Below are 21,607 nucleotides of genomic sequence, written 5' to 3' on the forward strand. Positions count from 1 at the left end.
CAGTCCACCCCGCGCGGTGATTACCGACGGTGCCGAAAAGGTCTTGTTCCATTGAACGTTAGGCGGTGTCATTGCGGTCGATCGCGAATCCCCCGGTCGTGGAGGCATCAATGACGACTTTGACGATTGTCGGCTCTGCGGTTTGTGCCCTCTTGCTGGCCGCGCCGGCCGCGGAGGCAGGTGGATTCCGGGGCGGCGGGTTCCACGGCGGACATTATGGCGGCGGCTACGGCGGGTTCCGCGCCGGGGGCTACGGTTATCGGGGTGGTTTCTACGGCCGTCGCTATGGCTACGGCCATGGTCGCGGCTACGGACGCGGCCTCGGCTATGGGCTTGCGGGTGCGGGACTCGGCCTCGGACTGGGCCTCGCTGCTGGCAGCCTCTACGGCGGATACGGCTATGGCGGCTATGGCGGCTACGGCGGATACGGCTACGGCTACCCTGCGGCCTATGGTGGATATGGCTACGATTACGGCTATCCGGCCCCTTACGGCGGTTACGGCTGCGGCTGCTGATCTGGATCGACGCCGCGCGATTGCTGGGTCGCTGAACCGCGGTTTGACCGGGAAACGGACGTTCCCGGTCGCCTTCCGGTCAGGCCTGCGTACCGCCGCCGCTCGGGTCTGAGCGACCAAGGTCAACACCACGTCTGCCGCCGAAGGGCTGCCCTGGATCGCTGCGCCGCGCCCGCACGAAATTCTTCAGGGCTCGGCCAGCGGCAAGCCCCGGCTCGGCAACTCCCAGTGCAGATCCGGTGTCGCGTCGTAGAGCTTGCGATGGGCCAGCACCGCGTAGGTATCGGTCATGCCGGCGATGTAATCGGCGACCCGGCGGGCGATCCGGGCGGTGGAGGCTCCCGCGAGGCCGGCGCTCCATTCCTCGGGCATGCGGGACGGATCGGTCGTGAACGCCGCGAACAGGTCGCGCACGATGGTGTCGGCCTTCTTGCGCACGGCCACGACGCCCGGATGCCGGTACATCCGCCCCCACAGGAAACGCATGATGTCGGCGTCGGCGGCGGCGATCTCCGGCGAGAAGGCGATCACCGGATCGCCGGCCCCGCGGATGTCCTCGACGCAGCGCGGGTCGAGCGCCGCGATCCGGCGGCTGCCCTCGCGGATCACATCCTCCACGAAACGCGTGATCACGCGTCGCGCCAGCTCGTGAATCTTGCGGGACGGCTCCAGGCCGGGATGAAGCCGGTCGATCTCCCCGAGCAGGTCGGCCAGGAACGGGACGCAGTGCAACTCCGGGATCTCGAACAGCCCGGCACGCAGGCCGTCATCGAGATCGTGGGCCGCGTAGGCGATATCGTCGGCGAGCGACGCGGCTTGCGCCTCCGGACCAGCCTGACTCCACAGATCGAGGGGATTCAGCGCGTCGTATTCGAGAATCGCAGCGGGGATGCCATGCTCTTTGTAGCGCGGCGTCGGCCGGCCCTCGGGATCGAGCAGCGGACCGTTGTGCTTGACCAGTCCCTCCAGCGTCTCCCAGGCGAGGTTGAGCCCGTCGAACCCCGCGTAGCGCCGCTCCAACCGCGTCACGATCCGCAGGGCCTGCGCGTTGTGGTCGAAGCCGCCATGCGCGGCCATGCAGGCATCGAGGGCATCCTCGCCGGTGTGACCGAAGCAGGTGTGGCCGAGGTCGTGGCTCAGCGCCAGCGCCTCCGCGAGATCCTCATCGAGCCCCAGCGCCCGCGCCAAAGCCCGCCCGATCTGGCTGACCTCCAGGGTATGGGTCAGCCGGGTCCGGTAATGGTCGCCCTCGTGATGCACGAAGACCTGCGTCTTGTGCTTCAGGCGCCGGAACGCGGTCGAGTGGATGATCCGGTCCCGGTCGCGCTGGAAGTCGCTGCGCGTCGGCGAGCCGTCCTCCGCGATCAGCCGACCCCGGGTCCGAGCCGGATCCGTCGCGTAGGGTGCGCGCCAGCGCTCGCCGTTAGGCCGCACGGAACGCGTCCGCTGTCTCGCGCAAACTGGTCATGCTCTCTCCTCGTCCGACGCGTTGCGGCGCAGGCTCAGGATCCATATCTTGTCTGCGATGACGCCCGGGACAACATTCCGGCGGCGTCCACCGAATGAATGCGTGGCCGTGAGACCAATGGCTGATATTACCCTGACCGATCGCGCCGCCAAGCGCATCAACGAGATCATGGTCGCCGAGCCCGCCGGCTCGTCGCTGCGGATCAGCGTCAACGGCGGGGGCTGCTCGGGCTTCTCCTATGCGTTCGACATCGTCCGGAGCCGCGAGGCACAGGACTTTGCGATCGAGCGCAACGGTGCCACCGTGGTGGTCGATCCGGTGTCGCTGGAATACATGAGCGGCTCGACGATCGATTTCGTGAACGACCTGATCGGCCAGTCCTTCAAGATCGAGAATCCGCTCGCTACGGCGTCCTGCGGCTGCGGCACGTCCTTCTCCTTGTGAACGCGCCGAGCCGAGGGGTCTGAGGCCCGGCCGTTGCCGGCTTGCGACACCCGTCTGGGCTCGGCGCAGTGATCCGACGGGCGCGATTGCCTCGCCCGGCAAAACGCGTCACGCCTGTCGGATTCGCGTGAACGCTCTGGTCCGGACCCTGTCATGATCCATCCGAAGGCCCGATCCTCCGTCTGGTCGGCCTTGGTGGCGGCCGGTGCCACGGCGCTGCTCGGCCTTGTCGTCCTTCCGGCGCCGCTCGCCGCGCAGGAGGGCGCCGCCGCGGTTCAGGACGTGACGGTGACCGACGTCGTCCTGCCCCTTGGCGGCACGCTCCTCAAGGCGCCAAAGCTGACGGCGAGCGGAACGCGCCTTTCGAAGGATGAGCTAGCCGCGATCCTGCGCCCGGACTCGGCGGTCCCCTGGAGTGAGCGCCTGGCGCGGCTCGATGCCGGCAGCCTGATGGTTCCGGTGCTCACCTCCGAGAATGTCGGGCCGGGGGACAACCGCCAGACCGTGACCTACCGCGACGTCGTCGCCCGGGATGTCCGGGCCGGGCGCGTCGGTGAGCTCACGGCCGCGGGTGCGACCGTCAGCGTGGTCTCCGGGCCGAACCGCGGTTCCGGGACCTACGGACAATTGCGCGCCACGGATCTCGACCTCGCGGCGCTCAGCCGTCTCTACACCGTCGCCGGGGATGGCAAGGGCCCGATCCAGCGGGTCTACGGAACCATCCAGGTCGCCGATGTGACCTACGCGGATGCCCGTGGGACCACCGTGAAGATCGCGAGCCTGAACGGGCGCGATCTGGGCGGCCGACAGATCCCCGATGGCTGGAACGGCGCCTTCGCCATTGTGGCTGGGGGGTTCCAGGATGGCACCGATCGCCGCGCCGTCGCGGCCGCATCGGCCGACTTGATCGAGGCGACCACGGTGGGGAGCCTGGAGATGCGGGGCCTCAGCGTCAGCGATGCCGACCCGAAGGGGCCGTTGCTGTTCGAGATCCGCCGGGTCGCCTACGCGTCCGAGGGGCCGGAGGCCGGCACGCGGCTGGAGGATCTGTCCCTGTCGCGGGGCAGCCTGCGTACGCAGCTGGCCCGCCTGACGCTGACCGGTGCCTCGCTGGCTCCCACGGTGGCGGCGCTGCAGGGCATCGCCGGGGAGCCGGCAGCCAGGGCCGGCTTCTCCGACACCGAGATGCGCCGCCTGACACCGCAGATCGGCAACCTGACCTTGAACGACCTGGCGATCGAACTCCCGCCGGAGGCGACACCCGACCATGCGCCCCAGCGGGACGGACGGGTCCCGGTTCGTGGGTCCGGCCCCGAGGCGGCCCGGCTCAATGCCGGCAAGCCTTCGGATCCGAAGGCGTCGGAGCCGCGGGCCGGTGATCCCCTGGCGGTCACGGTCGTACCGCAGACGGGTCGCCGGGTCGCTCTGCGGGAGGCGACCCTCGCCGTCGGTCCGCCCAGCGATGGCGTACCGAGCAGCAGCCGTCTGACACTGTCCGGCCTGAGCCTGCCCGCGGATCTGCTGGCCGGTCAGCCGATCGTCGGAATGCTTCCGGCCTATGGCTACCGGGACGTCGACCTCGACGTCGTCGCCGACGCGTCGGTCGACGCGAAGGCGCGTGATCTGCTGGTGCGCGACATCACGGTTTCGGGGCGCGAGATCGGCACCATCCGCCTGTCGGGAAGGCTGGGTGGCATCGGGCCGGAGCTCCTCTCGGGGACGCTCCCGGCGGCGACACTGCTGATGTTCTCGGGCAGCGCCAAGAACCTCGATCTCACGGTCGAGAATGCCGGCCTGTTCGAGCGCTTCCTCGCCGCGCAGGCGAAGGACCTTAGTCTCAAGCCGGATGAGTTGCGCAAGGAATACGTCACGGCCAGCCTGCTCGGCGTTCCGATCATCCTCGGCAACGGCCCGGCCGCCAAGGCGATCGGGGCCGCGATGGGTCAGTTCGTGATGAAGCCCGGCAAGCTGGTGCTGCACGCCCAGGCCAAGGAGCCCGCGGGCATCGGCTTCATCGACCTCGGCGCGGCGCGCTCGCCCGCCCTCGTGCTTGATCGCCTGGACGTCGACGCCAGGGCGAATTGAGGGTCAGGCTCTCAAAGTGCGATGATTCCCGGGTGCCGCGCCGCAAGCGTCGCCCGGGTTGTCTCCGCCCAGGCCCGATCCCGCGCGTGGCGCGGCCGGTCGAGCGGCACATCCGCGACCAGACTCGCAGGGCGGCGCGAGACCAGGAGCAGACGGTCGGCGATCCCGATCGCCTCGGCGACGTTGTGGGTCACCATCAGGACGCTCATGCCCGTCTCGTCGACCGTGTCGACCACCAGCCCGCGCAGCTCGGCGGCAGCGGCGTCGTCGAGCGAAACGAACGGCTCGTCCAGCACCAGCACAAGCGGCCCGGCGGCGAGCGCCCGGGCGAGCGCCACGCGCCGCTGCATCCCGAGCGAGAGCGCCTTCGGGTAGCGGCTTCGCCAAGGCGTGAGCCCGAGCCGCGCGAATAGAGCGTCGAGATCCCGGCCCCGCCGTGCCCGGGGAAGGCCCAGACGGACGTTGTGCTCGACGCTGCGCCAGGGCAGCAATCGCGGCTCCTGGAACACGATGCCGGCTTGCTCGGCCCCTGAGACGCGGCCCTCGAAGGCCGTATCGAGGCCGAGGAGGATGCGAAGCGTCGTGGTCTTGCCGGCGCCGGACGGGCCGATCAGGCAGACGATCTCGCCCGCCGCGATGCCGAAGGCGAGGTTGCGCACCGCCTCGACCGGTTCGGCGCCGCGCGACCGATACCATTTCGAGTCGATCGCGACCTGCAGGACAGGCTCAGCGCCAGCGACGGACATAGGCTTCGAGCCGCTGGAGGAGGAGGACATCGATGCCGATCATCACCGCCATGAAGACGAGGCTGTAGCCGATGATCGCGGCCACGTCGGTGCTCTGGACGAAGTAGTAGTTGATCGCGAAGCCGACACCGTCCGGCCGGCCGAGCAATTCGACCACGAGCACGATCTTCCAGGCGAGCGACAGGCCCGACCGCGCCGCGGTGACCATGTAGGGCTGAAGCTGCGGGATCAGGACGTCGCGGGCCCAGGTCCGGCGGTCGAGCCGGTAGGCCCGCGCCATCTCGTCGAGCCCGGGATCGAGGTTGCGGGCGCCCTCACGCACGATCACCGCGACGTTGGGCAGCTTGTTGAGCACCACCGCCAGGATGGCGGCCGTCTCGGTGAGGCCGACCCAGACATAGGCCAGCACCGTGATAACGAGGGCCGGCGTGTTGAGGAGCACGAGGAGCGGCGTGTCGAGGGTCAGGTCTGCGGCCTTCGAGCGGCCGAGGGCGACGCCCAACGCGACGCCGAGCACCATCGCGATGGCGAAGGAGATCGCCACGCGCAGCAGCGTGATGCCGACGTTATGGGCCAGATCACCCCGCGCGGCTTCCTGTGCGATGAAGCTCAGAACCGCCATCGGTGCCGGCAGCAGGCGCGAATGCGCTTCCAGCGCAATCGCCTGCCACGCACCGATGAGGACCACCAGGGACGCGATCCGTGTCAGCGCGCCCATGCGAATCCGGCGATCCGGCGGTGCTTCGCTTCTCCCCGGGGGGCGGACACCTCAGCCATTGCGGCCGTTGTCGTAGTAGAGGTCCGGCGGCAGGCCGTTGCCCTTGCCGACGAGGCGTTCCCCGCCGAGCCGCGCCATCACGGCGTAGAGCTTCTCGGCGTCGGCACGCTCCTCCGCCACGGGGCGGCGCGGGATCCCGGCCAGAAAATCGCGCTTCAACGCCTCGAACGTCGCGTCGTTCTCTGCGGCCATCAGGGGCCGCACGATCTCCCACGCCGAGGGATCCTGAGCCAGCATGTCCTTGGCGGCGCGGGACGCGCGGTAGAAGCCCGCGACCGCGTCCGGCTTCTCCTTCACGGTCGCGTCCGGGAAGAGATAGCCGATCAGCGCCACGTCCCCCGGGACACCGAGCGCGTGCAGGATGTCCTCGGCGCCGATCAGGCGGCGGAACGCCTTGGCTTCGAGGCGTGCGCAGTAGGTCCAGTAGGTCAGGGCCGCGTCGAGCGCGCCCTGCTCGAGTTTCAGCGTAATCAGCGGCGGCGCGCCGTAGGCGATCTCGGCCGCGCGCTCCAGATCGATGCCGGCGACATCCTTGGCCTGGGCTCTCAGGAGCAGCCAGTTCTTGTCCAGGGGGCCGCCCGCCACGCCGAGGCGCTTGCCGTCGAGATCCTTCAGGCTCTTGATCGGGCTGTCGGCCGGCACCATCACAGCGCCTTCCGACGTCGAATAGGGGATGAAGCGCACCGCCTGCCCATCGTTGCCGAGGCGCGCCGCCCAGAGCAGGTCGCCCACGATCGTGTCGACCTGCCCGCCGATGAAGCTGATCCGCGCGGCGTCGTTCCCGGCGAGCTTGACGGCGTCCAGCTGAAAACCGTTGGCTGCGTCGAGGCCGCGGGCCTTGATCACCGCCGCCTCCCAGGTCGAGGTGCCGAAGGGCAGGCTTCCGAGGCGGACCACCGGCGTGTCGGCCCGCGCCGCCCGAAGGCCGAGGCCGCCCAGCAGGCCCCCGGCGAGCATCGCGCGCCGTGACAGCATCACGCCTTCTCCCTTGGTCTTCTGCAGTTTTCAGGCGAGGCAGACTGGGGTGCGGACTTGTCCCGGCGCCATTGGAAAATGGTCATAGGGCCCGCGCGCCACCGCGTCCACCGCGCGCGATACGCTTGCGCCCGGCCCGATGCGGCGGCACCTTGCGGTGATCGAATGCGGGAGGGGCGGCACATGAGCGAGCAGCGAGAGGGCGTATTGGACGAGGCGACCGTGGAGGCGCGGCTCAAGGCCGAGCTGCCCGCGTGGCGACTTGAGGACGGGTGGATTCGCCGCACCTACAAGACCTCCGGGTGGAAGAGCACGCTCATGGTGATCAACACGGTCGGCCATCTGGCTGAGGCCGCATGGCACCATCCCGACCTCACGGCGTCCTACGCCTGGGTCGAGGTGCGCCTGATGAATCACGCCGCCAAGGGCATCACCGACAAGGATTTCGCCCTGGCCAGGAAGATCGAGGAGGTCGTGTCCTGGCAGCCTGGCCTGGAGGGCCAGGGGCTCGACGGCACGCCGACCGATCCGCGCTTCGCCTACATCAAGTACGAGAAGTAGCGGGCGTCACTGCGGCTCCTTCACCCGGCGGCACTCGGTCTTGAGGTAGGCGCTCTTGCCGATCTCGTCGCGCCGCTCGGTGCGGGCGATGATCTCCTGCCAGCCGGTTGCGCAGCCGAGTTCGTTGGCGACCCGGATCTTGCGGACCTCAAGGGCCTGGTCGTCCGAGCAGGCTTCCTGGGCCACGCCGTTGGCGCAGACCAGAACCACGGCGATGAACGCGTTCATGCGGATCGGACTCCTCGTTCGATCCGACCCTATGCGCAGCGCGCCGATTGGTTGCCGGTCCGCGCGTCCGAGCCTGTGAAAACCCGATCACGTTTTCAGGGCGATGGACGCGGGGGCGGGCTTCCCGGCTATCGGCCGGAGCCGGTAGCAGCTGACGTACAGGGCCGGCAGGAACAGAAGCGTCAGGACGGTAGCCGCCAGGATGCCGCCGATCATCGCATAGGCCATGGGTCCCCAGAACACCTCGCGGGCGATCGGGATCAGGCCCAGGCTCGCCGCTGCGGCCGTGAGCAGGATCGGACGCATCCGGTGGTGGGTCGCTTCGAAGACGGCCTCCCACGGTTCCATGCCCTCGTCCCGGAATTCCTCGATCTGGCTCACCAGGATGACGGCGTTGCGGATGATGATGCCGATCAGCGCCAGGATCCCCAGGATGGCGACGAAGCCCATCGGCTTGTCGAACAGCAGCAGCGCCGGCACCACGCCGATCAGTCCCAGCGGCGCCACCGTGAAGACGAGCAGCATCCGGCCGACGCTCTGGAGCTGGATCATCAGCAACAGCGCCATGGCGAGCAGCATCACCGGCACCACCGCCGCGATCGGGCCCTGCCCCTTGGCCGATTCCTCGACGGCGCCGCCGGTCTGAAGGACGTAGCCCTCGGGCAGCGCCTTCGCGAAGGCGTCGATACCCGGCTGAAGGCCGGCCACGATGGTGGCGGGCTGGGTCGCGCCGCGGATGGTGGCGCGCACCGTCACGGTGGGCAGCCGGTCGCGGCGCCAGACGATCGGCTGTTCCAGGTCGTAACCGATCCGCGCAAAGGCGAGGAGCGGTACCACGGTGCCGTTCGAGAGCCCGACCTGCAGCGATTGCAACGTATCGAGCGAGGAACGCTCGGCGGCCCCGGCGCGGCCGACCACATTCACGAGGTAGATCGAATCGCGCACCTGCGTGATCGTCTGCCCGCCCTCGATGCCGTTCAGGATGCCGGCCACGTCCTGGCTCGACACGCCGAGCTGGCGCGCCTTGTCCTGCAGGATCTCGATCCGCAGGACCTTGCCGGGCTCGTTCCAATCGAAGGTCGGCACGTCGAGGCGCTGATCGCTCCCGACCACGTTGGCGAGGTCGAGGGCGAGGTGGCGCACGGTCTCCATATTCGGACCGCTGAGCCGGTACTGGACCGGTCGGCCGACGGGCGGCCCGAGGCTGAGCGGCTGCACCAGCACGTCGGTCCCGACGAAGTCGCGCAGGGCGATGGCCTGAAGGCGGCCCATCACGCGGTCGCGCACCTCCAGGGACTTCGTGACGATGACGATCTGCCCGAAGAACGCGTTGGACAATTGCTGGTCGAGCGGCAGGTAGAAGCGCACCGCGCCCTGCCCGACATAGGACGACCAGCTCGTCACATCGGAATCGTCTTTCAGCTTGGCCTCGAAGCGGTCCATCTGCGCCCGCGTCTCGGCGATCGTCGCGTTCTGCGGCAGGGTCAGATCGACCAGCACCTCCGACCTGTCAGAGGACGGGAAGAACTGCTGCTGCACATGCCCCATCCCGACGATCGCCAACCCCATGACGGCGAGGCAGAGCACGACCGTGGTCCAGTGCCAGCGCATCGCGACCCGGAGCGCCGCCGTGAACAGCCGCGTAAACAGGCCGTCCTTCTCGCTGTGGTGCTTCATGGTCTTGGGAAGGAGCGTCACCCCGATGAGCGGCGCGAACAGCACCGCGACCACCCATGAGACCAGCAGCGAAGCGGCGAGGACCACGAACAGCGAGTAGGTGTACTCGCCCGCGCCCGAGCCGTTGAAGCCGATCGGCAGGAAGCCCGCCACCGTGACCAGGGTCCCGGTCAACATCGGGAAGGCCGTCGACGTGTAGGCGAAGGTCGCGGCCTTCAGGAGCGTGTCGCCGCGTTCCAGACGCGCCACCATCATCTCCACGGTGATCATGGCGTCGTCGACCAGGAGACCCAGCGCGATGATCAGCGCGCCGAGCGAGATCCGCTGCAGCGTGACGTCCATTATCTGCATGACCACGAACACGATCGCCAGGACGAGGGGGATCGACACCGAGACCACCAGCCCGGCCCGCACGCCGAGACTGACGAAGCTTACAGCAAGCACGATGACGATGGCTTCGACCAGGGCCTCGGTGAAGCCGCCGACCGCGTGCTCAACCTGCTTGGGCTGGTCCGAGACGAGATGGACGCCGACGCCGACCGGTAGCTTCGCCTCGATCAGGCGCATCCGCTCCTTCAGCACCTCACCGAAATGGAGCAGGTTGGCGCCGGGCCGCATCGCGATGGCCAGCCCGATCGCCGGCTTGCCGTCCACCCGGAACAGGGCGGTGGGCGGATCCTCGTAGCCGCGGGTGATCTCAGCGATGTCGGCGAGGCGGAAGAAGCGGTCGTTCACCCGCAGATTGAACCCCTGAAGGGCGGCCTCCGACGCGAAGGAGCCGCTGACCCGCAGCGAGACGCGCTCCGGCCCAGCCTGGACCACGCCCGAGGCCGAGACGGCGTTCTGCGCCTGGAGGGCCTTGATCAAGGCCGAGAAGTCGATGCCGTAGCCGGCGAGCTTGCGGGTCGAGAAGTCGAGGAAGATCGTCTCGGCCTGGGTGCCGATCAGCTGGGTCTTGCCGATATCGGGCACGCGCAGCACTTCGGTGCGCACGCCCTCGACGTAGTCGCGCAGCTGCCGGTAGGTCAGGCCGTCGGCCGTGAAGGCATAGATGTTGCCGTAGACGTCGCCGAACTCGTCGTTGAAGAATGGACCCTGCACGCCCTCGGGGAATTGACCCTTGATGTCGCCGAGGCGCTTGCGCACCTGATAGAAGGCCGGCTGGATCTCGTTCTTCTTCAGCGTGTCGCGGAACTGCACGAACACCGTGGAGAAACCCGGCGTCGTGTAGCTGCGGACATAGTCCAGCCCGTTGAGCTGCTGCAGCTCCTTCTCGACCCGGTCGGTGACCTGATCGAGGGTCTCCTTGATGGTCGCGCCCGGCCATGTGGTCTGCACCACCATGGTCTTGATCGTGAAGGGCGGATCCTCCTCCCGGCCAAGGCGGGTATAGGCCATCACGCCCGCGATCAGCGCGACGAACATCAGGAACCAGACGAACGAGCGGTGCCCGAGCGCCCAATCGGACAGATTGAAGCTTTTCACGCCAAACCCCGTGCCGCCGGCTGAGAACGGTGCCCGATCGCGTTGCAAGCGAGCCCGGATCTAAGCCTCTGTATTTGCGCACTCTTTTGCGCCGAACCGGTGTCAGCTGCGACGGAGGGCGCTCTAGACCGCGTCATCCGTCAGCCGCACCGGCTGGCCATCCGTGAGCGAGTGGACACCGGCGACCACGACCCGATCGCCCGCCTTCAGACCATCGATGATCGCGATCAGGCCCGGCTCCGCCCGGTCGCGCTCCGCCGCCGCCGTCACGTCGCGCCGCGTCACCGACTTGCCGTCCGGCGCGACGATCCAGACCGAGCGGCGGTCGCCCTCCTCCAGCAGCGCCGAGGGCGGCAGCAGGAAGCGCGGGCGGACCTTGCTGGCGAGCGCGACGTCGATGGTCGCGCCGAGGCGGAAGGCGGGTCCGGGATTGTCCAACGCGATGCGGATGCGTTTGGAGCGCGTCCCCGCCTCGGCGAGCGGTGCGATCTCGCGCACCCGGCCGGTCGTGGTCAGGTCCGGGGCGCTCTGGAGCGCGACGGTGAACCGGCAATCCGGCGGCAGCGCGCCGACATAGGCTTCCGGAATGTCGACCACGGCCTCGCGCCCATCCGGCCGGGCTACGGTGAACACGCCCTGGCCCGCGCTCAGCACCTGCCCGATCTCAGCGAGGCGCTGCGTGACGACGCCGTCGAACTCGGCCTTGAGTTCCGTGTAGCCCATCTGGTCCCGGGCCTTCTGAAGGCTCGCCAGCGCCTGATCGACCCGCGCCCGCGCGGTGTCCCGCCGGGCGACCGCCTGATCGAGGGTGGCCTGCGAGACGCTGTTGCCGGTCATGAGGCGGCGCGTCCGGCCCTCGGCGGAATCCGCGTTCTCGGCCTGGGCGCGGGCGTCGGCGAGGTCGGCCTCGGCGCGGGTCAGGTCGAACCGCGACACGATGGTGTCAAGCGCTGCGAGGCGCTGACCCTTCTTGACGATGTCGCCGACCGTGACGTCCCGCCCGACCATCCGGCCGGGGATCTGGAAACCGAGCTGCGCCTGATAACGCGGCTCGATGGTCCCGGCGAACGGTCCGAGGGTGACCGTGTCGCTCGGGCGCGCGACCTGGGTGAGCACGGGCCGGACGGAGGCTGCAGCCTCTGCGGATCCGGCCGTGTCGCCGTGATCGGTGCAGCCGCCCAGCACGGCGAAGGCAGCCGTCATGAGAACGGTGTAAGCGCGCATCACGGGCCCGCAATCTCGGCGGCGGCCACGTGTTGGCCGGGCCGCAGGAACTGGATGCCGGCCACGACCACACGCTCGCCCGGCTCGACGCCCTGCTTCAGCGCGATGATGTCGGGCCCGAAATGGTCGATCTCGACCGGACGGATCGACACGGTCCCATTGGCCGGGTCGAAGATCCACACGGATGGACGGCCGTCGTAGCGGTAGAGCGCCGACCAGGGCAGCACCACAGACTCGCGCGGGGCGAACCGGCCGCGCCCGACCACGACGGCGCCGAGCCCCATGGCGGGCGGCGTCGTCCGCAGCCCGATCTTGACTCGGACGGTGCCGCTCTTGGCGTCGACGGTCGGGGAGACCTCGCGGACCGTCCCGATCGCCGTAACGGCCGGGTCGGATTGCAGCGCCACCGCGATCGTGCCGTCGGCGGGCGGATGGGCCAGCAGCGACTCGTAGACGTTGAACACCGCGTCCCGCGGGCCGTCCTGCGCGAGCACCAGAACGGTCTGGCCCGACTGGACCACCTGACCGACCTCGAAACTCCGGCTGGTCACGATCCCGGCGACCCCGGCGCGCAGCTCCGTGTACGAGAATTGCTCCTGCGCGGTGCCGAGGGCGGCCCGCGCCGAATCGATGGCGGCCTGGGTCGTCCGCAATTCCTGCTCGGCGTTGTCGTAGGTCGAGCGCGTGGTGAAGCCGCCCGCGAGGAGCTGCTTCTGGCGCTCGAAGGACATCTTCGCCTGCGTCTGCAGCGCCTCCGCCGAAGCGAGCGCGGCCTTGGCGTTGTCGAGATTCGCTTTCTGGGTGAGCGGCTCCAGCACGGCCAGAACCTGATCGGCCTCGATATGATCGCCGACCTCGACCTGCCGCTCGGCGACCTTGCCGTTCGTGCGGAACGCCACGTTGACCTGGGCCTGGGGCTGGATGTCGCCGGTCAGGACCGCCTCCGAGGCGATCGGCGTCCGGCGCGCTTCGACGATCCGGACGCGCGCTGGCGCAGGCTCATCGGCGGGACCAGACTCCGCACGGGCGCACCCGACGGCGCCGAGCGCGGTTATTGCGAAGAGAAGTCGGATAACGACCCGATCGGTCAATGAAGTCATGCGGTCGACCACCCCGGGCCGGACTCGTGAAAATGCCGTGGCGCGTCTCGAGCCGACTCGTTACATACCGTCCAGTCGGTTTTTAAGGCAGGTGTTCGATGAAGGGCAAGCGCAAGCGGTTGGCGGACCGGCCCGAGATCATCCTCGAAGCGGCCGCTGCCGTTCTTCTGAAGGGCAGCGCCCGGGCGCTGACGATCGACGCCGTCGCGGCCGAGGCGGGGCTGAGCAAGGGCGGCGTGCTGCACCACTACGCTTCGAAGGATGCCCTGATCGCCGCGCTGGTTGCCCGGGAGCTTGCCCGGCTGCGCGAGGAGATCGCCGCCTGCGAGGCCGCGATCCCGCCCGGCCCGTCGCAACTCCCGAAGGCGATGGTGGCGCATGTGCGGGGGCATTATTGCGCGGACGACGAGTCCTCACGGGCGCTGCTGCTGGCCTCCCTCGACTCCCCGGAGGCACTGAACGATTACCGGGCCTTCGTGGCAGATCAGCTCGGCCGCCTCAGCCGGATCGAGGGCGCCTGCCCCGGCGAGGGCTCCGTGCTGTTCTTCGCGATCCTCGGGCTGTTCATCGGGCGCGCGCTGGGGTTCCATCAGCTCGGCGAAACGGAGCTTCAGCCGATGGTCGCCGCCCTGGAGCGCATCGCCGACCGCTCGGAGGCCTGATCCCAGGCCTTACGCCCGGAACGCCAGCACGGCGCGGGTGCCAGTCCCGCCCGGGACATAGGACAGCGCCGAGCGCAGGTTCGTCGCCATGGCGCGCACGATGCGCGAGCCGAGCCCCGTGCCACGGATCTCGCCCTCGCCGGTCCAGCCGACCCCGTCATCCTCGACCGCGAGGCGGACCGTACCGGCACCGTCCCGCTCCACCGCGACCCGGATCTCGCCGGACGTGCCCGGAGGATAGGCGTACTTGTAGGCGTTGGTGACGAGTTCGGTGACCACGACGCCGACCGAGACGGCCTTGTCGGGTGTGAGATGCACCGGCTCGGCGCGCAGCCGGATCGCATGATCCCGCCCGCTCGCCCGCATGGCGGCCTGCAACTCCTCGATCAGGCTGCCGAGATAGGCATCCAGCGCGACGGATTCGACATCCTCCGACGTGTAGAGCCGGCGGTGGATGCCGGCGATGGCCGAGATCCGCGCCTGCATCTCGTCGAGCGCGGCCTTGGCGGCCGGATCGGCTACCGCGTTGCGCTGCATATGCGCCAGGGCGGCCACCAGGGCGAGGGAGTTGGCGACGCGGTGGTTGACCTCCCGCAGCATCAGCTCGGCCCGGTCGCGGGCCTCGCGCATCTCGGCCTCGGCCCGTTCCTTGTCCCGGCGCAGCGCCTCCTGACGAAGCGCGGTGTCGACCGCTTCGCCGAGGAGCTCGCGGAACTGGCCCTGCACGTCCTTCCACACATAATCGACCGCACCGGCCTTGAGGGCGGCCACGGCGACGCGCGAATCCTCCGATCCGGTCACGTAGATGACCGGCGGCGCGTGCGGCAGCGCGCGAATCTCTGGCAACAGGTCGAGCCCTGTCTGACCGGGCATGTGATGGTCGAGCGCCACCGCGTCGATCGCGCCCTGCGCCAGCCGGGCCAGCCCGTCGGCGCCGTTGGCGCAGAGTTCCACGGCGTAGCCGCGTGCCTCCAGCGCGCGTCGGACCAGACGGCCGAGGCCCGGGTCGTCGTCGATGTAGAGGATCCGCGCCACCGGAGCGGCACCGTCCGCGCCGGCTTGGTCCGCGGTCATGGGTTCTGGGGAACCTCCATCACCGACAGGAACAACCCGAGCTGGCGGATCGCGTTGGCGAAGCCCTCGTAGTTCACCGGCTTCGTGATGTAGACGTTGGCGCCGAGATCATAGCAGCGCTGGATCTCACGGCTGTCGTCGGTGGTGGTGAGCACCACCACCGGGGAGCGTCGCGTGTGCGGGTTCGCCTTCACCTTCTCGAGGATGTCGAGCCCGGTCATGTCCGGCAGGTTGAGGTCGAGCAGGATCAGCAGATGGCGCCGGGCGCTGGCCTCGCCGGATCCGTCCGGTCCGAGCAGGTAGGACAGGGCCGAGGTCCCGTCCTGGAACGGCACGATCTCGTTGTTGACGCCGGCACGACGGATGTTGCGCTCGATCAGCCGCGCGTGCCCCTCGTCATCCTCGATCATTACGATGCTGACGGGATGCACGGGTCGCTCCACGCTCATGCGGCGGCAAGCGGCGCCGGTTCGGATACCTGATCGACAGCTGTAGACGCGCCGCGCGGCAAGGTCACGCTGAACGTCGTGCCCACGCCGAGTTGCGAACGGATCTCGATCCGACCACCGAAGCTCCGGACGAGCGCCTTCACGTGGGCGAGGCCGATGCCCTCGCCGGGCCGATCCTGCGTGCCGGAGCGCCGGAACAGTTCGAAGACGCGGGCGTGATCCCGCTCCGCGATGCCGCGCCCGTTGTCGGTGACCGAGAAGCAGATGCCCCGCGGGCCGGCCGACTGCGCCGTAACTGCGATCTGCCCGGGCCGGGACGGATCCAGATACTTGATGGCGTTGTCGAGCAGGTTGCTGAAAATCTGCTCGATCGCGAGCCGGTCGGCGACGATCGACGGCAAATCGGGCGCGATCGTCACGACAGCGCGGGCCGCCTCGGCCTGATGTCTGTGCGCATCCGACAGATCGTGTAGCAGGGTCGTCATGTCGAGCCGTTCCGGTCGGAACTGACGCCGGCCCTCGCGGGACAGCTTCAGGATCGCGGCAATCAGGCCCTCCATCCGGTTCACCGCGGCCTTGATGAAGCTGAGCGCCTCACCGAAATCCGTGTCGATCCGCTCCGCCTGCGGCTGTCCGGCCAGGGCGACTTGTACCTCGTGCCGCGTCGCTTCCAGTTCGCTCGTGAAGCCCATGACGTTGACGAGCGGCGCCCGCAGATCGTGGCTGACGATGTAGGCGTAGCGCTGGATTTCCTCGTTCGATTCCCGGAGCTCGGCCTCGGCCTCCCGCTGCTCGGTGATGTCGGTGTGGACGCCGACCCATTCACGGAGCTCGCCGCTTGCTTCGAGAACGGGAATGGCCCTGATCGCGAAGTGGCGCCAGAGCCCGTCCACCGTACGGACACGGTGCTCGTGAATGAAGGTGCGCCGGGCTTTCACGGTCTCGTTCCAGGCATCCACGGTCGCCTGGGCATCCTCCGGATGGACCACCTTGGCCCAGCCGTAACCCTGATACTCGTCACGGGTCTGGCCGGTCATTGCGCTCCAGCCCGGCTGCTCGCCGATCATCCGGCCGGCCGCATCGTTGGTCCACAGCACGCCGCGGACGGCCTGGACGGCGGCCCGGAACCGCGCCTCGCTGGCCTGGAGATCCCGCTGGATCCGCTGCTGATCGAGGGACGCCCCCAGCATCGCCAGGAACAGGATGAAGAAGGTCGCCCCGGCCACGTAAAGCGCCAGGTTCTGCTGCCCCGGCGCCAGCATGACGATATGGGCGTGCGGCGCGCCCTGCGCTTCGGCCGTGAAGGTCGCCGCCGCCATGCCGGTGTAGTGCATCCCGGCAACGGCGAGCCCCATGATGACGGCGGCCAGCAGCTTCTGCCCGACGCCGTGGTTCCGAAAAGCGAGCCACAGGGCGATGGTGGCGGCGCTCGCCGCGATCGCGACCGAGACCGCGACGATGGCAGGGTCGTAGGCGAGATCACCGGGGATCCGCAGCGCAGCCATGCCGGTATAGTGCATCGCGGCCACGCCGAGCCCTATCAGCGGCCCGGCGACGAGGATCGATGCCATGCCCTCGCCCCGGTAGGCGACCCATGTGAAGGCCAGACCGGTCACCACCACGGCGATGATGAGCGAAAGAACGGTCAGGCCGAGGTCGTAGGCGGCGGCCATGCCCATGTCGAAGGCCAGCATGCCGACGAAGTGCATCGACCAGATCCCGCCGCCCATCGCGAGGGCCGAGCTTGCCACCCAGGCCCAGCGGGGTCCGGTGGAGGGTCCGCGGATACGCGCGCCGAGATCGAGGGCCGAGTAGGACGCGAAGATCGCGAGGCCGATCGACAGGGCGACGAGCGCCGGGTTGTAGCCCGTATGGATCATGGATGCGGTGATGCGCGTCGGGAGCGGGGTCAGATTTAACCCGCGGTTGCAAGGCGCGCCACACGCTCAGAAACGCGGCGGGCTCCGCGGACGGCCGCGTGTAACGGCTTCTGCTTCACGAGCTGCTGGGGTCGTCCGCCGAATCCAGCGTCGCGCCAAGAGATGTCGCGCCATGAGATGATGCATCGGCCGAAAGCACGACCGTCGTTGTCCGATCAGCCGATCCATGACCGTCAAGATCTGCACAGGTATCGATGATGCAGCGCACGGTCGAGCCGAACTGCCACCTTTCATACAGTTCCAGTGGCGATCACCGAGGGACGCCTCGCGGAGCAGGTGTTCAATCGCAACAATGACGCGGCCAAGAAAAATTCATGCGGCCAAGCCCCTGATGGTCTCTTCCCACGCTCAACCGCGTTGTAGGTTGGGCCGATCGCCCGTCGCGAATGCAGGTCCATGAACGAACACGCCACGGCGCCGTTTCCGGACGATCTGCGCAGGGCCTTGGCGCGCGCCCTTTACGCCTGGGACCGTGGCGATCAGCCCGACCTCCCCGCGTGGGACGACGCGGTCCTCGACGTCGATCATCCGGGGCTGCGGCAGCGTTATCTCGGGCGCATCGATGCGCTGGCGGCGGGTCCCCTCGCCCGGGTGCTCGCGGACGCGGCGGAGCATGCGGCCGCCGGGGAGGAGCTGCGCGTGCTTCGGCGGCAGCGCATGGCGCCCGAGCGGGAGCGGGAATTGCTGGCGGCCAACAACCGGTTGCTCACCCGCGCCGAGGCGGCCGAGGCCGCGCGGGACGGCGCGGAAGCCGCGCTGGCTCAGATGCAGCGCGAGCGTGACGTGGCCCGGGAGGCCGAGGGTTTCTGGCAGCACTTCGCGTTCGACGCCGACGATCTGGCGACCCGACGCCTGATCGAGCAGACGGAAGCCCGCGCCGCGGCCGAACGGGACGCGATCCTCGAGCGCTGCCGACGGGAGCGGGCCGAGAGCGCGCTGCGCCTGTTCGCCGACCGTGCCGACGTCATGCCGAAGGAAGGTTGGGCCTCGGAGCTGACCAAGGCCAATCGGGACATTCCCCTCTGGTGGTTCCACGCGGCCCGCGTGGCCCTCACCCCGCCGGACTCGTCGAGCGATCCGGCGGAGGGAACGTCCTGAGCCAGCTTAAGCGGCAGCCGGTCGAACCGCTGTTCCCGCCGGCTCGCGGAACAGGGCGGTGCAGCCGGAGCCGCGATGCATGCTCAAGATCGAAGCCCGATCGATCTCCGGATGGGTCTTGAGCACCTTCTGCACGCAGCACAGGACGCGCTCGTACTGGGCGGCGTCGAAATTGGGCTCCAGCGGGCTCACAGCGATATAGGTTTCGACGACGAGCACGCGCTCGGCGCGGTCGCGGCCGACGTCGACCGCAATCCAGGAGGATTTGATCAGGCTTGTACTGGCGAGCATGGGCGTCCCTCCTACCGCATCGTGACTCTCGGCTGGCCGGCCAGCCTCCGATTTTGGCGAAATCATGAACCGCATTCGGAAGGATGCCAAGGGGCGTCGGATGCAGTGTGCGATTTCATCAACGACAGCGCGTTGAGCCGTGCGACAGGACATCTTAGGATGCGTAACCCGCCACTGTGCCGCCGGTCATAACAGGCCTCGCATCGCGCCGATGGCATGTGGTATACAGACAACCGGAACCTGACCGGGATCCACATGACGGTGTCGCAAGACGACGACACCGCGCTATGGGAGGGAGTGCAGACATGATTCGTTCGAGGATGGGTCCGGACTGCCCCGATGGCTCGTCCCGCGTGTCACAGCCGGTCGCTTGCCGCCTTCCGTCTGCCCGGTCGGCCTGAAAGCCGACCTCCGCATTCCCGACGACTGTCCTCAACTCCGAGACCGATCATGACAAAGGCCCTCGAAGGCGTCCGCATCCTGGACTTCACCCACGTTCAATCCGGCCCGACCTGCACGCAGCTCCTCGCGTGGTTCGGCGCCGACGTGATCAAGGTCGAGCGGCCAGGGGTTGGCGATGCCACGCGTCAGCAGCTCCAGGACATCCCGGACGTGGACAGCCTCTATTTCACGATGCTGAACCACAACAAGCGCTCGATCACGCTCGATTCGAAGAATGCCAAGGGCAAGGAAGTGCTCTGGCGCCTCATCAAGGAATGCGACGTCCTCGTCGAGAACTTCGCCCCCGGTGCGCTCGCCCGGATGGGCCTGACCTGGGAGAAGATCCACGAGGCCAATCCGCGGATGATCCTGGCCTCGGTCAAGGGCTTCGGGCCCGGCCGCTACGAGGATTGCAAGGTCTACGAGAACGTTGCGCAGTGTGCGGGCGGCTCCGCCTCCACCACCGGTTTTCGCGACGGCATCCCGATGGTCACCGGCGCCCAGATCGGCGATTCCGGCACCGGCCTGCACCTCGCGCTCGGCATCGTCACCGCCTTGTTCCATCGCACCCACAGCGGCCTCGGCCAGAAGGTCGACTGCGCCATGCAGGACGGCGTGCTGAACCTCTGCCGGGTGAAGCTGCGCGACCAGCAGCGCCTCGAACATGGGCCGCTCCGGGAGTACAGCCAGTTCGGCGAGGGCATCCCCTTCGGCGAGGCGACCCCGCGCGCCGGCAACGATTCCGGCGGTGGCCAACCGGGGCGTATCCTGCGCTGCAAGGGCTGGGAGCAGGATCCCAACGCCTACATCTACGTCATCACTCAGGCCGCGGTGTGGGAGCCGATCTGCGACATCATCGGCGAACCCGGCTGGAAGACCGATCCGAACTACGCCACCCCGAAGGCGCGCCTGCCGCATCTCAACGAGATCTTCACGCGCATCGAGGCGTGGACGATGAAGGTGTCGAAGTTCGAGGCGATGGACACCCTCAACGAATACGACATCCCCTGCGGCCCGATCCTGTCGATGAAGGAGATCGCCGAGGACGAGGCCCTGCGGAAGACCGGCACCATCGTGGAGGTCGATCATCCGACGCGGGGCAAGTACCTGACGGTCGGAAACCCGATCAAGCTCTCGGCAAGCCCGAGCGAGGTCGCGCGGTCGCCGCTGCTTGGCGAGCACACGGCGGAGATCCTCCGCAGCGTGCTCGGCTACACCGATGCGGAGGTCGGCGAGATCGCCAATTCGGGGGCGATCGGGGTGATTCCGAAGATCGCGGCCGAGTAAGCTGACGGACGCGCCGCTCCTCGCGGGCGTTCGAGCACGACAGCGCAATGGAGGGGATCGAAACGGTGTGGCCGCCGGCTCGCCGCTGAGGCCGATCCCCTCCCCTATCCCGCGACGCGGGTTCAACGACGTTCCGGAGATTGCATGCGCATCGCCTTCATCGGTCAGCAGGATTTCGGCAAGGCCGTTCTCGAGGCGTTCCTCAAGCGGGGCGACACGGTGGCGGGCGTGTTCTGCGCGCCGGAGAAGCCCGGCGCCAAGCCGGATGTGCTGAAGACCGCGGCCGAGGAGAAGGGGCTTCCGGTCTTCCAGTTTCCAAGCCTCAAGAGCCCGGAGGCCGAGGCGGCGATGCGCAGCCTCGACGCCGATATCGGCATCATGGCTTACGTCCTGCAGTTCGCGCCGCAGAGCTTCGTCACGATTCCGAAGCACGGGACCATCCAGTACCATCCGAGCCTGCTGCCCCGGTATCGTGGCCCGTCCTCGATCAACTGGCCGATCGCCCGGGGCGAGCTCCAGACCGGCCTGACCATTTTCCGGCCCACCGACGGCCTCGATGAGGGCCCGGTGATCCTCCAGAAGACCTGCCCGATCGGCGCGGACGCGACGCTGGGCGACGTGTATTTCGAAGCCCTCTTCCCAATGGGTGTCGACGCGATGCTCGAGGCTGCCGACCTCGTGGTGGCCGGCCACCACGTCGAGATCGATCAGGACGAGGATGCGGCGACCTACGAGGGCTGGTTCCGCGCCGCGGAGGCCGAGATCCGCTGGTCGGCCCATGCCGAGCAGATCTACAACCTGATCCGTGCGGCCAACCCTGCGCCTGGCGCCTGGACCACCCGGGACGGCCAGAAGCTGCAGATCTTCGATTCCAGCCTGCGGCCGGTTCGCCGCCTGGGCGGCGTCAAGGGCAAGCCCGGCGAGGTGATCGCCGTGGATGAGGACGGCTTCAGCGTCTGCGCGCAGGGCGGCCGGATCGAGATCCGCAAGGTCAAGCCGGAGGGCGGCAAGAAGGTCTCGGCCGCCGATTACGCCCGGGAAACCGGGCTCGCCGTAGGGCAGGTGCTCGGTCGCTGACG

20 protein-coding genes are annotated in these 21,607 nt (G+C 68.5%); 8 read left to right on the top strand and 12 right to left on the bottom strand.

Annotation, left to right across the window (positions count from 1 at the left end; genetic code table 11):
* The first annotated feature begins 110 nt into the window (after positions 1–110).
* Complete coding sequence (locus OXS49_RS10075) at positions 111–515, top strand: hypothetical protein (RefSeq protein ID WP_267423877.1); 405 nt, start codon at positions 111–113, stop codon at positions 513–515.
* 186 nt (positions 516–701) lie between these two features.
* Here the strand turns inward: OXS49_RS10075 and OXS49_RS10080 are convergent, their stop codons facing one another.
* On the bottom strand, positions 702–1,949 hold the full coding sequence (locus OXS49_RS10080; protein WP_267423879.1) for a deoxyguanosinetriphosphate triphosphohydrolase: 1,248 nt from the start codon (positions 1,947–1,949) through the stop codon (positions 702–704).
* A gap of 151 nt (positions 1,950–2,100) precedes the next feature.
* On the opposite strand from OXS49_RS10080, the gene OXS49_RS10085 reads away from it, so the two are divergent.
* Together OXS49_RS10085 and OXS49_RS10090 are read left to right on the top strand one after the other, a co-directional pair.
* Positions 2,101–2,427 (top strand): iron-sulfur cluster assembly accessory protein, encoded by a 327-nt coding sequence (locus OXS49_RS10085; protein WP_243919543.1) that lies wholly within the window; start codon positions 2,101–2,103, stop codon positions 2,425–2,427.
* A 153-nt stretch (positions 2,428–2,580) separates the two neighbouring features.
* A complete protein-coding gene (locus tag OXS49_RS10090) occupies positions 2,581–4,512 on the top strand; it encodes a hypothetical protein (protein ID WP_267423881.1) in 1,932 nt (643 codons plus the stop codon).
* 11 nt (positions 4,513–4,523) lie between these two features.
* Here OXS49_RS10090 and OXS49_RS10095 read toward each other — a convergent pair whose 3' ends face one another.
* Genes OXS49_RS10095 through OXS49_RS10105 form a run of 3 tightly spaced genes read right to left on the bottom strand, consistent with a single transcriptional unit; the run spans position 4,524 to position 7,011 of the window.
* On the bottom strand, positions 4,524–5,258 hold the full coding sequence (locus tag OXS49_RS10095; RefSeq protein WP_267423883.1) for an ATP-binding cassette domain-containing protein: 735 nt from the start codon (positions 5,256–5,258) through the stop codon (positions 4,524–4,526).
* Complete coding sequence (locus tag OXS49_RS10100) at positions 5,239–5,976, bottom strand: ABC transporter permease subunit (RefSeq protein WP_267423885.1); 738 nt, start codon at positions 5,974–5,976, stop codon at positions 5,239–5,241. Before OXS49_RS10100 ends, OXS49_RS10095 begins: the two co-directional genes overlap by 20 nt.
* 51 nt (positions 5,977–6,027) lie before the next feature.
* Positions 6,028–7,011, bottom strand: coding sequence for an ABC transporter substrate-binding protein (locus tag OXS49_RS10105; protein WP_267423887.1), 984 nt, complete (start codon positions 7,009–7,011; stop codon positions 6,028–6,030).
* 183 nt (positions 7,012–7,194) lie between these two features.
* On the opposite strand from OXS49_RS10105, the gene OXS49_RS10110 reads away from it, so the two are divergent.
* On the top strand, positions 7,195–7,572 hold the full coding sequence (locus OXS49_RS10110; protein WP_243919550.1) for a 4a-hydroxytetrahydrobiopterin dehydratase: 378 nt from the start codon (positions 7,195–7,197) through the stop codon (positions 7,570–7,572).
* A gap of 6 nt (positions 7,573–7,578) precedes the next feature.
* On the opposite strand, the gene OXS49_RS10115 is transcribed toward OXS49_RS10110, so the two are convergent.
* From OXS49_RS10115 to OXS49_RS10130, 4 genes are all read right to left on the bottom strand, one after another.
* Positions 7,579–7,800 carry a hypothetical protein gene (locus OXS49_RS10115; RefSeq protein WP_244000536.1) on the bottom strand — a complete coding sequence of 74 codons (222 nt, stop codon included), beginning with the start codon at positions 7,798–7,800 and terminating at the stop codon, positions 7,579–7,581.
* An 87-nt stretch (positions 7,801–7,887) separates the two neighbouring features.
* Positions 7,888–10,962: an efflux RND transporter permease subunit gene (locus OXS49_RS10120; RefSeq protein ID WP_267423890.1), complete on the bottom strand. Its 3,075-nt coding sequence runs from the start codon at positions 10,960–10,962 to the stop codon at positions 7,888–7,890.
* A 123-nt stretch (positions 10,963–11,085) separates the two neighbouring features.
* Positions 11,086–12,186 carry an efflux RND transporter periplasmic adaptor subunit gene (locus tag OXS49_RS10125; protein WP_267423892.1) on the bottom strand — a complete coding sequence of 367 codons (1,101 nt, stop codon included), beginning with the start codon at positions 12,184–12,186 and terminating at the stop codon, positions 11,086–11,088.
* Positions 12,186–13,286 carry an efflux RND transporter periplasmic adaptor subunit gene (locus OXS49_RS10130; protein WP_267423894.1) on the bottom strand — a complete coding sequence of 367 codons (1,101 nt, stop codon included), beginning with the start codon at positions 13,284–13,286 and terminating at the stop codon, positions 12,186–12,188. The genes OXS49_RS10125 and OXS49_RS10130 overlap by 1 nt, the downstream gene beginning before the upstream one ends.
* Before the next feature lie 98 nt (positions 13,287–13,384).
* On the opposite strand from OXS49_RS10130, the gene OXS49_RS10135 reads away from it, so the two are divergent.
* Entirely contained in the window at positions 13,385–13,948 is a 564-nt protein-coding gene (locus tag OXS49_RS10135; protein WP_244000530.1) for a TetR/AcrR family transcriptional regulator, read from the top strand.
* Between the two features lie 9 nt (positions 13,949–13,957).
* On the opposite strand, the gene OXS49_RS10140 is transcribed toward OXS49_RS10135, so the two are convergent.
* Genes OXS49_RS10140 through OXS49_RS10150 form a run of 3 tightly spaced genes read right to left on the bottom strand, consistent with a single transcriptional unit; the run spans position 13,958 to position 17,351 of the window.
* Complete coding sequence (locus tag OXS49_RS10140; RefSeq protein ID WP_267423897.1) at positions 13,958–15,022, bottom strand: response regulator; 1,065 nt, start codon at positions 15,020–15,022, stop codon at positions 13,958–13,960.
* A complete protein-coding gene (locus tag OXS49_RS10145) occupies positions 15,019–15,471 on the bottom strand; it encodes a response regulator (RefSeq protein ID WP_267423900.1) in 453 nt (150 codons plus the stop codon). Before OXS49_RS10145 ends, OXS49_RS10140 begins: the two co-directional genes overlap by 4 nt.
* A complete protein-coding gene (locus OXS49_RS10150; protein ID WP_267423902.1) occupies positions 15,468–17,351 on the bottom strand; it encodes an MHYT domain-containing protein in 1,884 nt (627 codons plus the stop codon). Before OXS49_RS10150 ends, OXS49_RS10145 begins: the two co-directional genes overlap by 4 nt.
* Before the next feature lie 456 nt (positions 17,352–17,807).
* Here OXS49_RS10150 and OXS49_RS10155 point away from each other — a divergent pair, with 456 nt between their 5' ends.
* Positions 17,808–18,509, top strand: coding sequence for a hypothetical protein (locus OXS49_RS10155; protein ID WP_244000522.1), 702 nt, complete (start codon positions 17,808–17,810; stop codon positions 18,507–18,509).
* A 6-nt stretch (positions 18,510–18,515) separates the two neighbouring features.
* Here the strand turns inward: OXS49_RS10155 and OXS49_RS10160 are convergent, their stop codons facing one another.
* Positions 18,516–18,800, bottom strand: a complete 285-nt coding sequence (locus tag OXS49_RS10160) for a hypothetical protein (RefSeq protein ID WP_244000520.1) — start codon at positions 18,798–18,800, stop codon at positions 18,516–18,518.
* A gap of 450 nt (positions 18,801–19,250) precedes the next feature.
* Between OXS49_RS10160 and frc the strand changes: the two genes are divergently transcribed.
* Both frc and OXS49_RS10170 read left to right on the top strand, forming a co-directional pair.
* Positions 19,251–20,528 (top strand): formyl-CoA transferase, encoded by a 1,278-nt coding sequence (gene frc / locus OXS49_RS10165; protein WP_267423905.1) that lies wholly within the window; start codon positions 19,251–19,253, stop codon positions 20,526–20,528.
* 144 nt (positions 20,529–20,672) lie between these two features.
* Positions 20,673–21,605, top strand: coding sequence for a methionyl-tRNA formyltransferase (locus OXS49_RS10170; RefSeq protein WP_267423907.1), 933 nt, complete (start codon positions 20,673–20,675; stop codon positions 21,603–21,605).
* The last annotated feature ends 2 nt before the right edge of the window (positions 21,606–21,607 follow it).

This window comes from Methylobacterium sp. GC_Met_2 (genome assembly GCF_026540795.1).
Lineage (GTDB): Bacteria > Pseudomonadota > Alphaproteobacteria > Rhizobiales > Beijerinckiaceae > Methylobacterium.

What these genes read in the sequence shown, in the direction of transcription:
- OXS49_RS10085 (WP_243919543.1), top strand. Translation starts at nt 2,101, where the DNA reads ATGGCTGATATTACCCTGACCGATCGCGCCGCCAAGCGCATCAACGAG.
- OXS49_RS10155 (WP_244000522.1), top strand. Translation starts at nt 17,808, where the DNA reads ATGAACGAACACGCCACGGCGCCGTTTCCGGACGATCTGCGCAGGGCC.
- OXS49_RS10130 (WP_267423894.1), bottom strand. Translation starts at nt 13,286, where the DNA reads ATGACTTCATTGACCGATCGGGTCGTTATCCGACTTCTCTTCGCAATA.
- frc (WP_267423905.1), top strand. Translation starts at nt 19,251, where the DNA reads ATGACAAAGGCCCTCGAAGGCGTCCGCATCCTGGACTTCACCCACGTT.
- OXS49_RS10075 (WP_267423877.1), top strand. Translation starts at nt 111, where the DNA reads ATGACGACTTTGACGATTGTCGGCTCTGCGGTTTGTGCCCTCTTGCTG.
- OXS49_RS10145 (WP_267423900.1), bottom strand. Translation starts at nt 15,471, where the DNA reads ATGAGCGTGGAGCGACCCGTGCATCCCGTCAGCATCGTAATGATCGAG.
- OXS49_RS10170 (WP_267423907.1), top strand. Translation starts at nt 20,673, where the DNA reads ATGCGCATCGCCTTCATCGGTCAGCAGGATTTCGGCAAGGCCGTTCTC.
- OXS49_RS10090 (WP_267423881.1), top strand. Translation starts at nt 2,581, where the DNA reads ATGATCCATCCGAAGGCCCGATCCTCCGTCTGGTCGGCCTTGGTGGCG.
- OXS49_RS10115 (WP_244000536.1), bottom strand. Translation starts at nt 7,800, where the DNA reads ATGAACGCGTTCATCGCCGTGGTTCTGGTCTGCGCCAACGGCGTGGCC.
- OXS49_RS10150 (WP_267423902.1), bottom strand. Translation starts at nt 17,351, where the DNA reads ATGATCCATACGGGCTACAACCCGGCGCTCGTCGCCCTGTCGATCGGC.
- OXS49_RS10100 (WP_267423885.1), bottom strand. Translation starts at nt 5,976, where the DNA reads ATGGGCGCGCTGACACGGATCGCGTCCCTGGTGGTCCTCATCGGTGCG.
- OXS49_RS10105 (WP_267423887.1), bottom strand. Translation starts at nt 7,011, where the DNA reads ATGCTGTCACGGCGCGCGATGCTCGCCGGGGGCCTGCTGGGCGGCCTC.
- OXS49_RS10160 (WP_244000520.1), bottom strand. Translation starts at nt 18,800, where the DNA reads ATGCTCGCCAGTACAAGCCTGATCAAATCCTCCTGGATTGCGGTCGAC.
- OXS49_RS10135 (WP_244000530.1), top strand. Translation starts at nt 13,385, where the DNA reads ATGAAGGGCAAGCGCAAGCGGTTGGCGGACCGGCCCGAGATCATCCTC.
- OXS49_RS10140 (WP_267423897.1), bottom strand. Translation starts at nt 15,022, where the DNA reads ATGACCGCGGACCAAGCCGGCGCGGACGGTGCCGCTCCGGTGGCGCGG.
- OXS49_RS10125 (WP_267423892.1), bottom strand. Translation starts at nt 12,186, where the DNA reads ATGCGCGCTTACACCGTTCTCATGACGGCTGCCTTCGCCGTGCTGGGC.
- OXS49_RS10095 (WP_267423883.1), bottom strand. Translation starts at nt 5,258, where the DNA reads ATGTCCGTCGCTGGCGCTGAGCCTGTCCTGCAGGTCGCGATCGACTCG.
- OXS49_RS10110 (WP_243919550.1), top strand. Translation starts at nt 7,195, where the DNA reads ATGAGCGAGCAGCGAGAGGGCGTATTGGACGAGGCGACCGTGGAGGCG.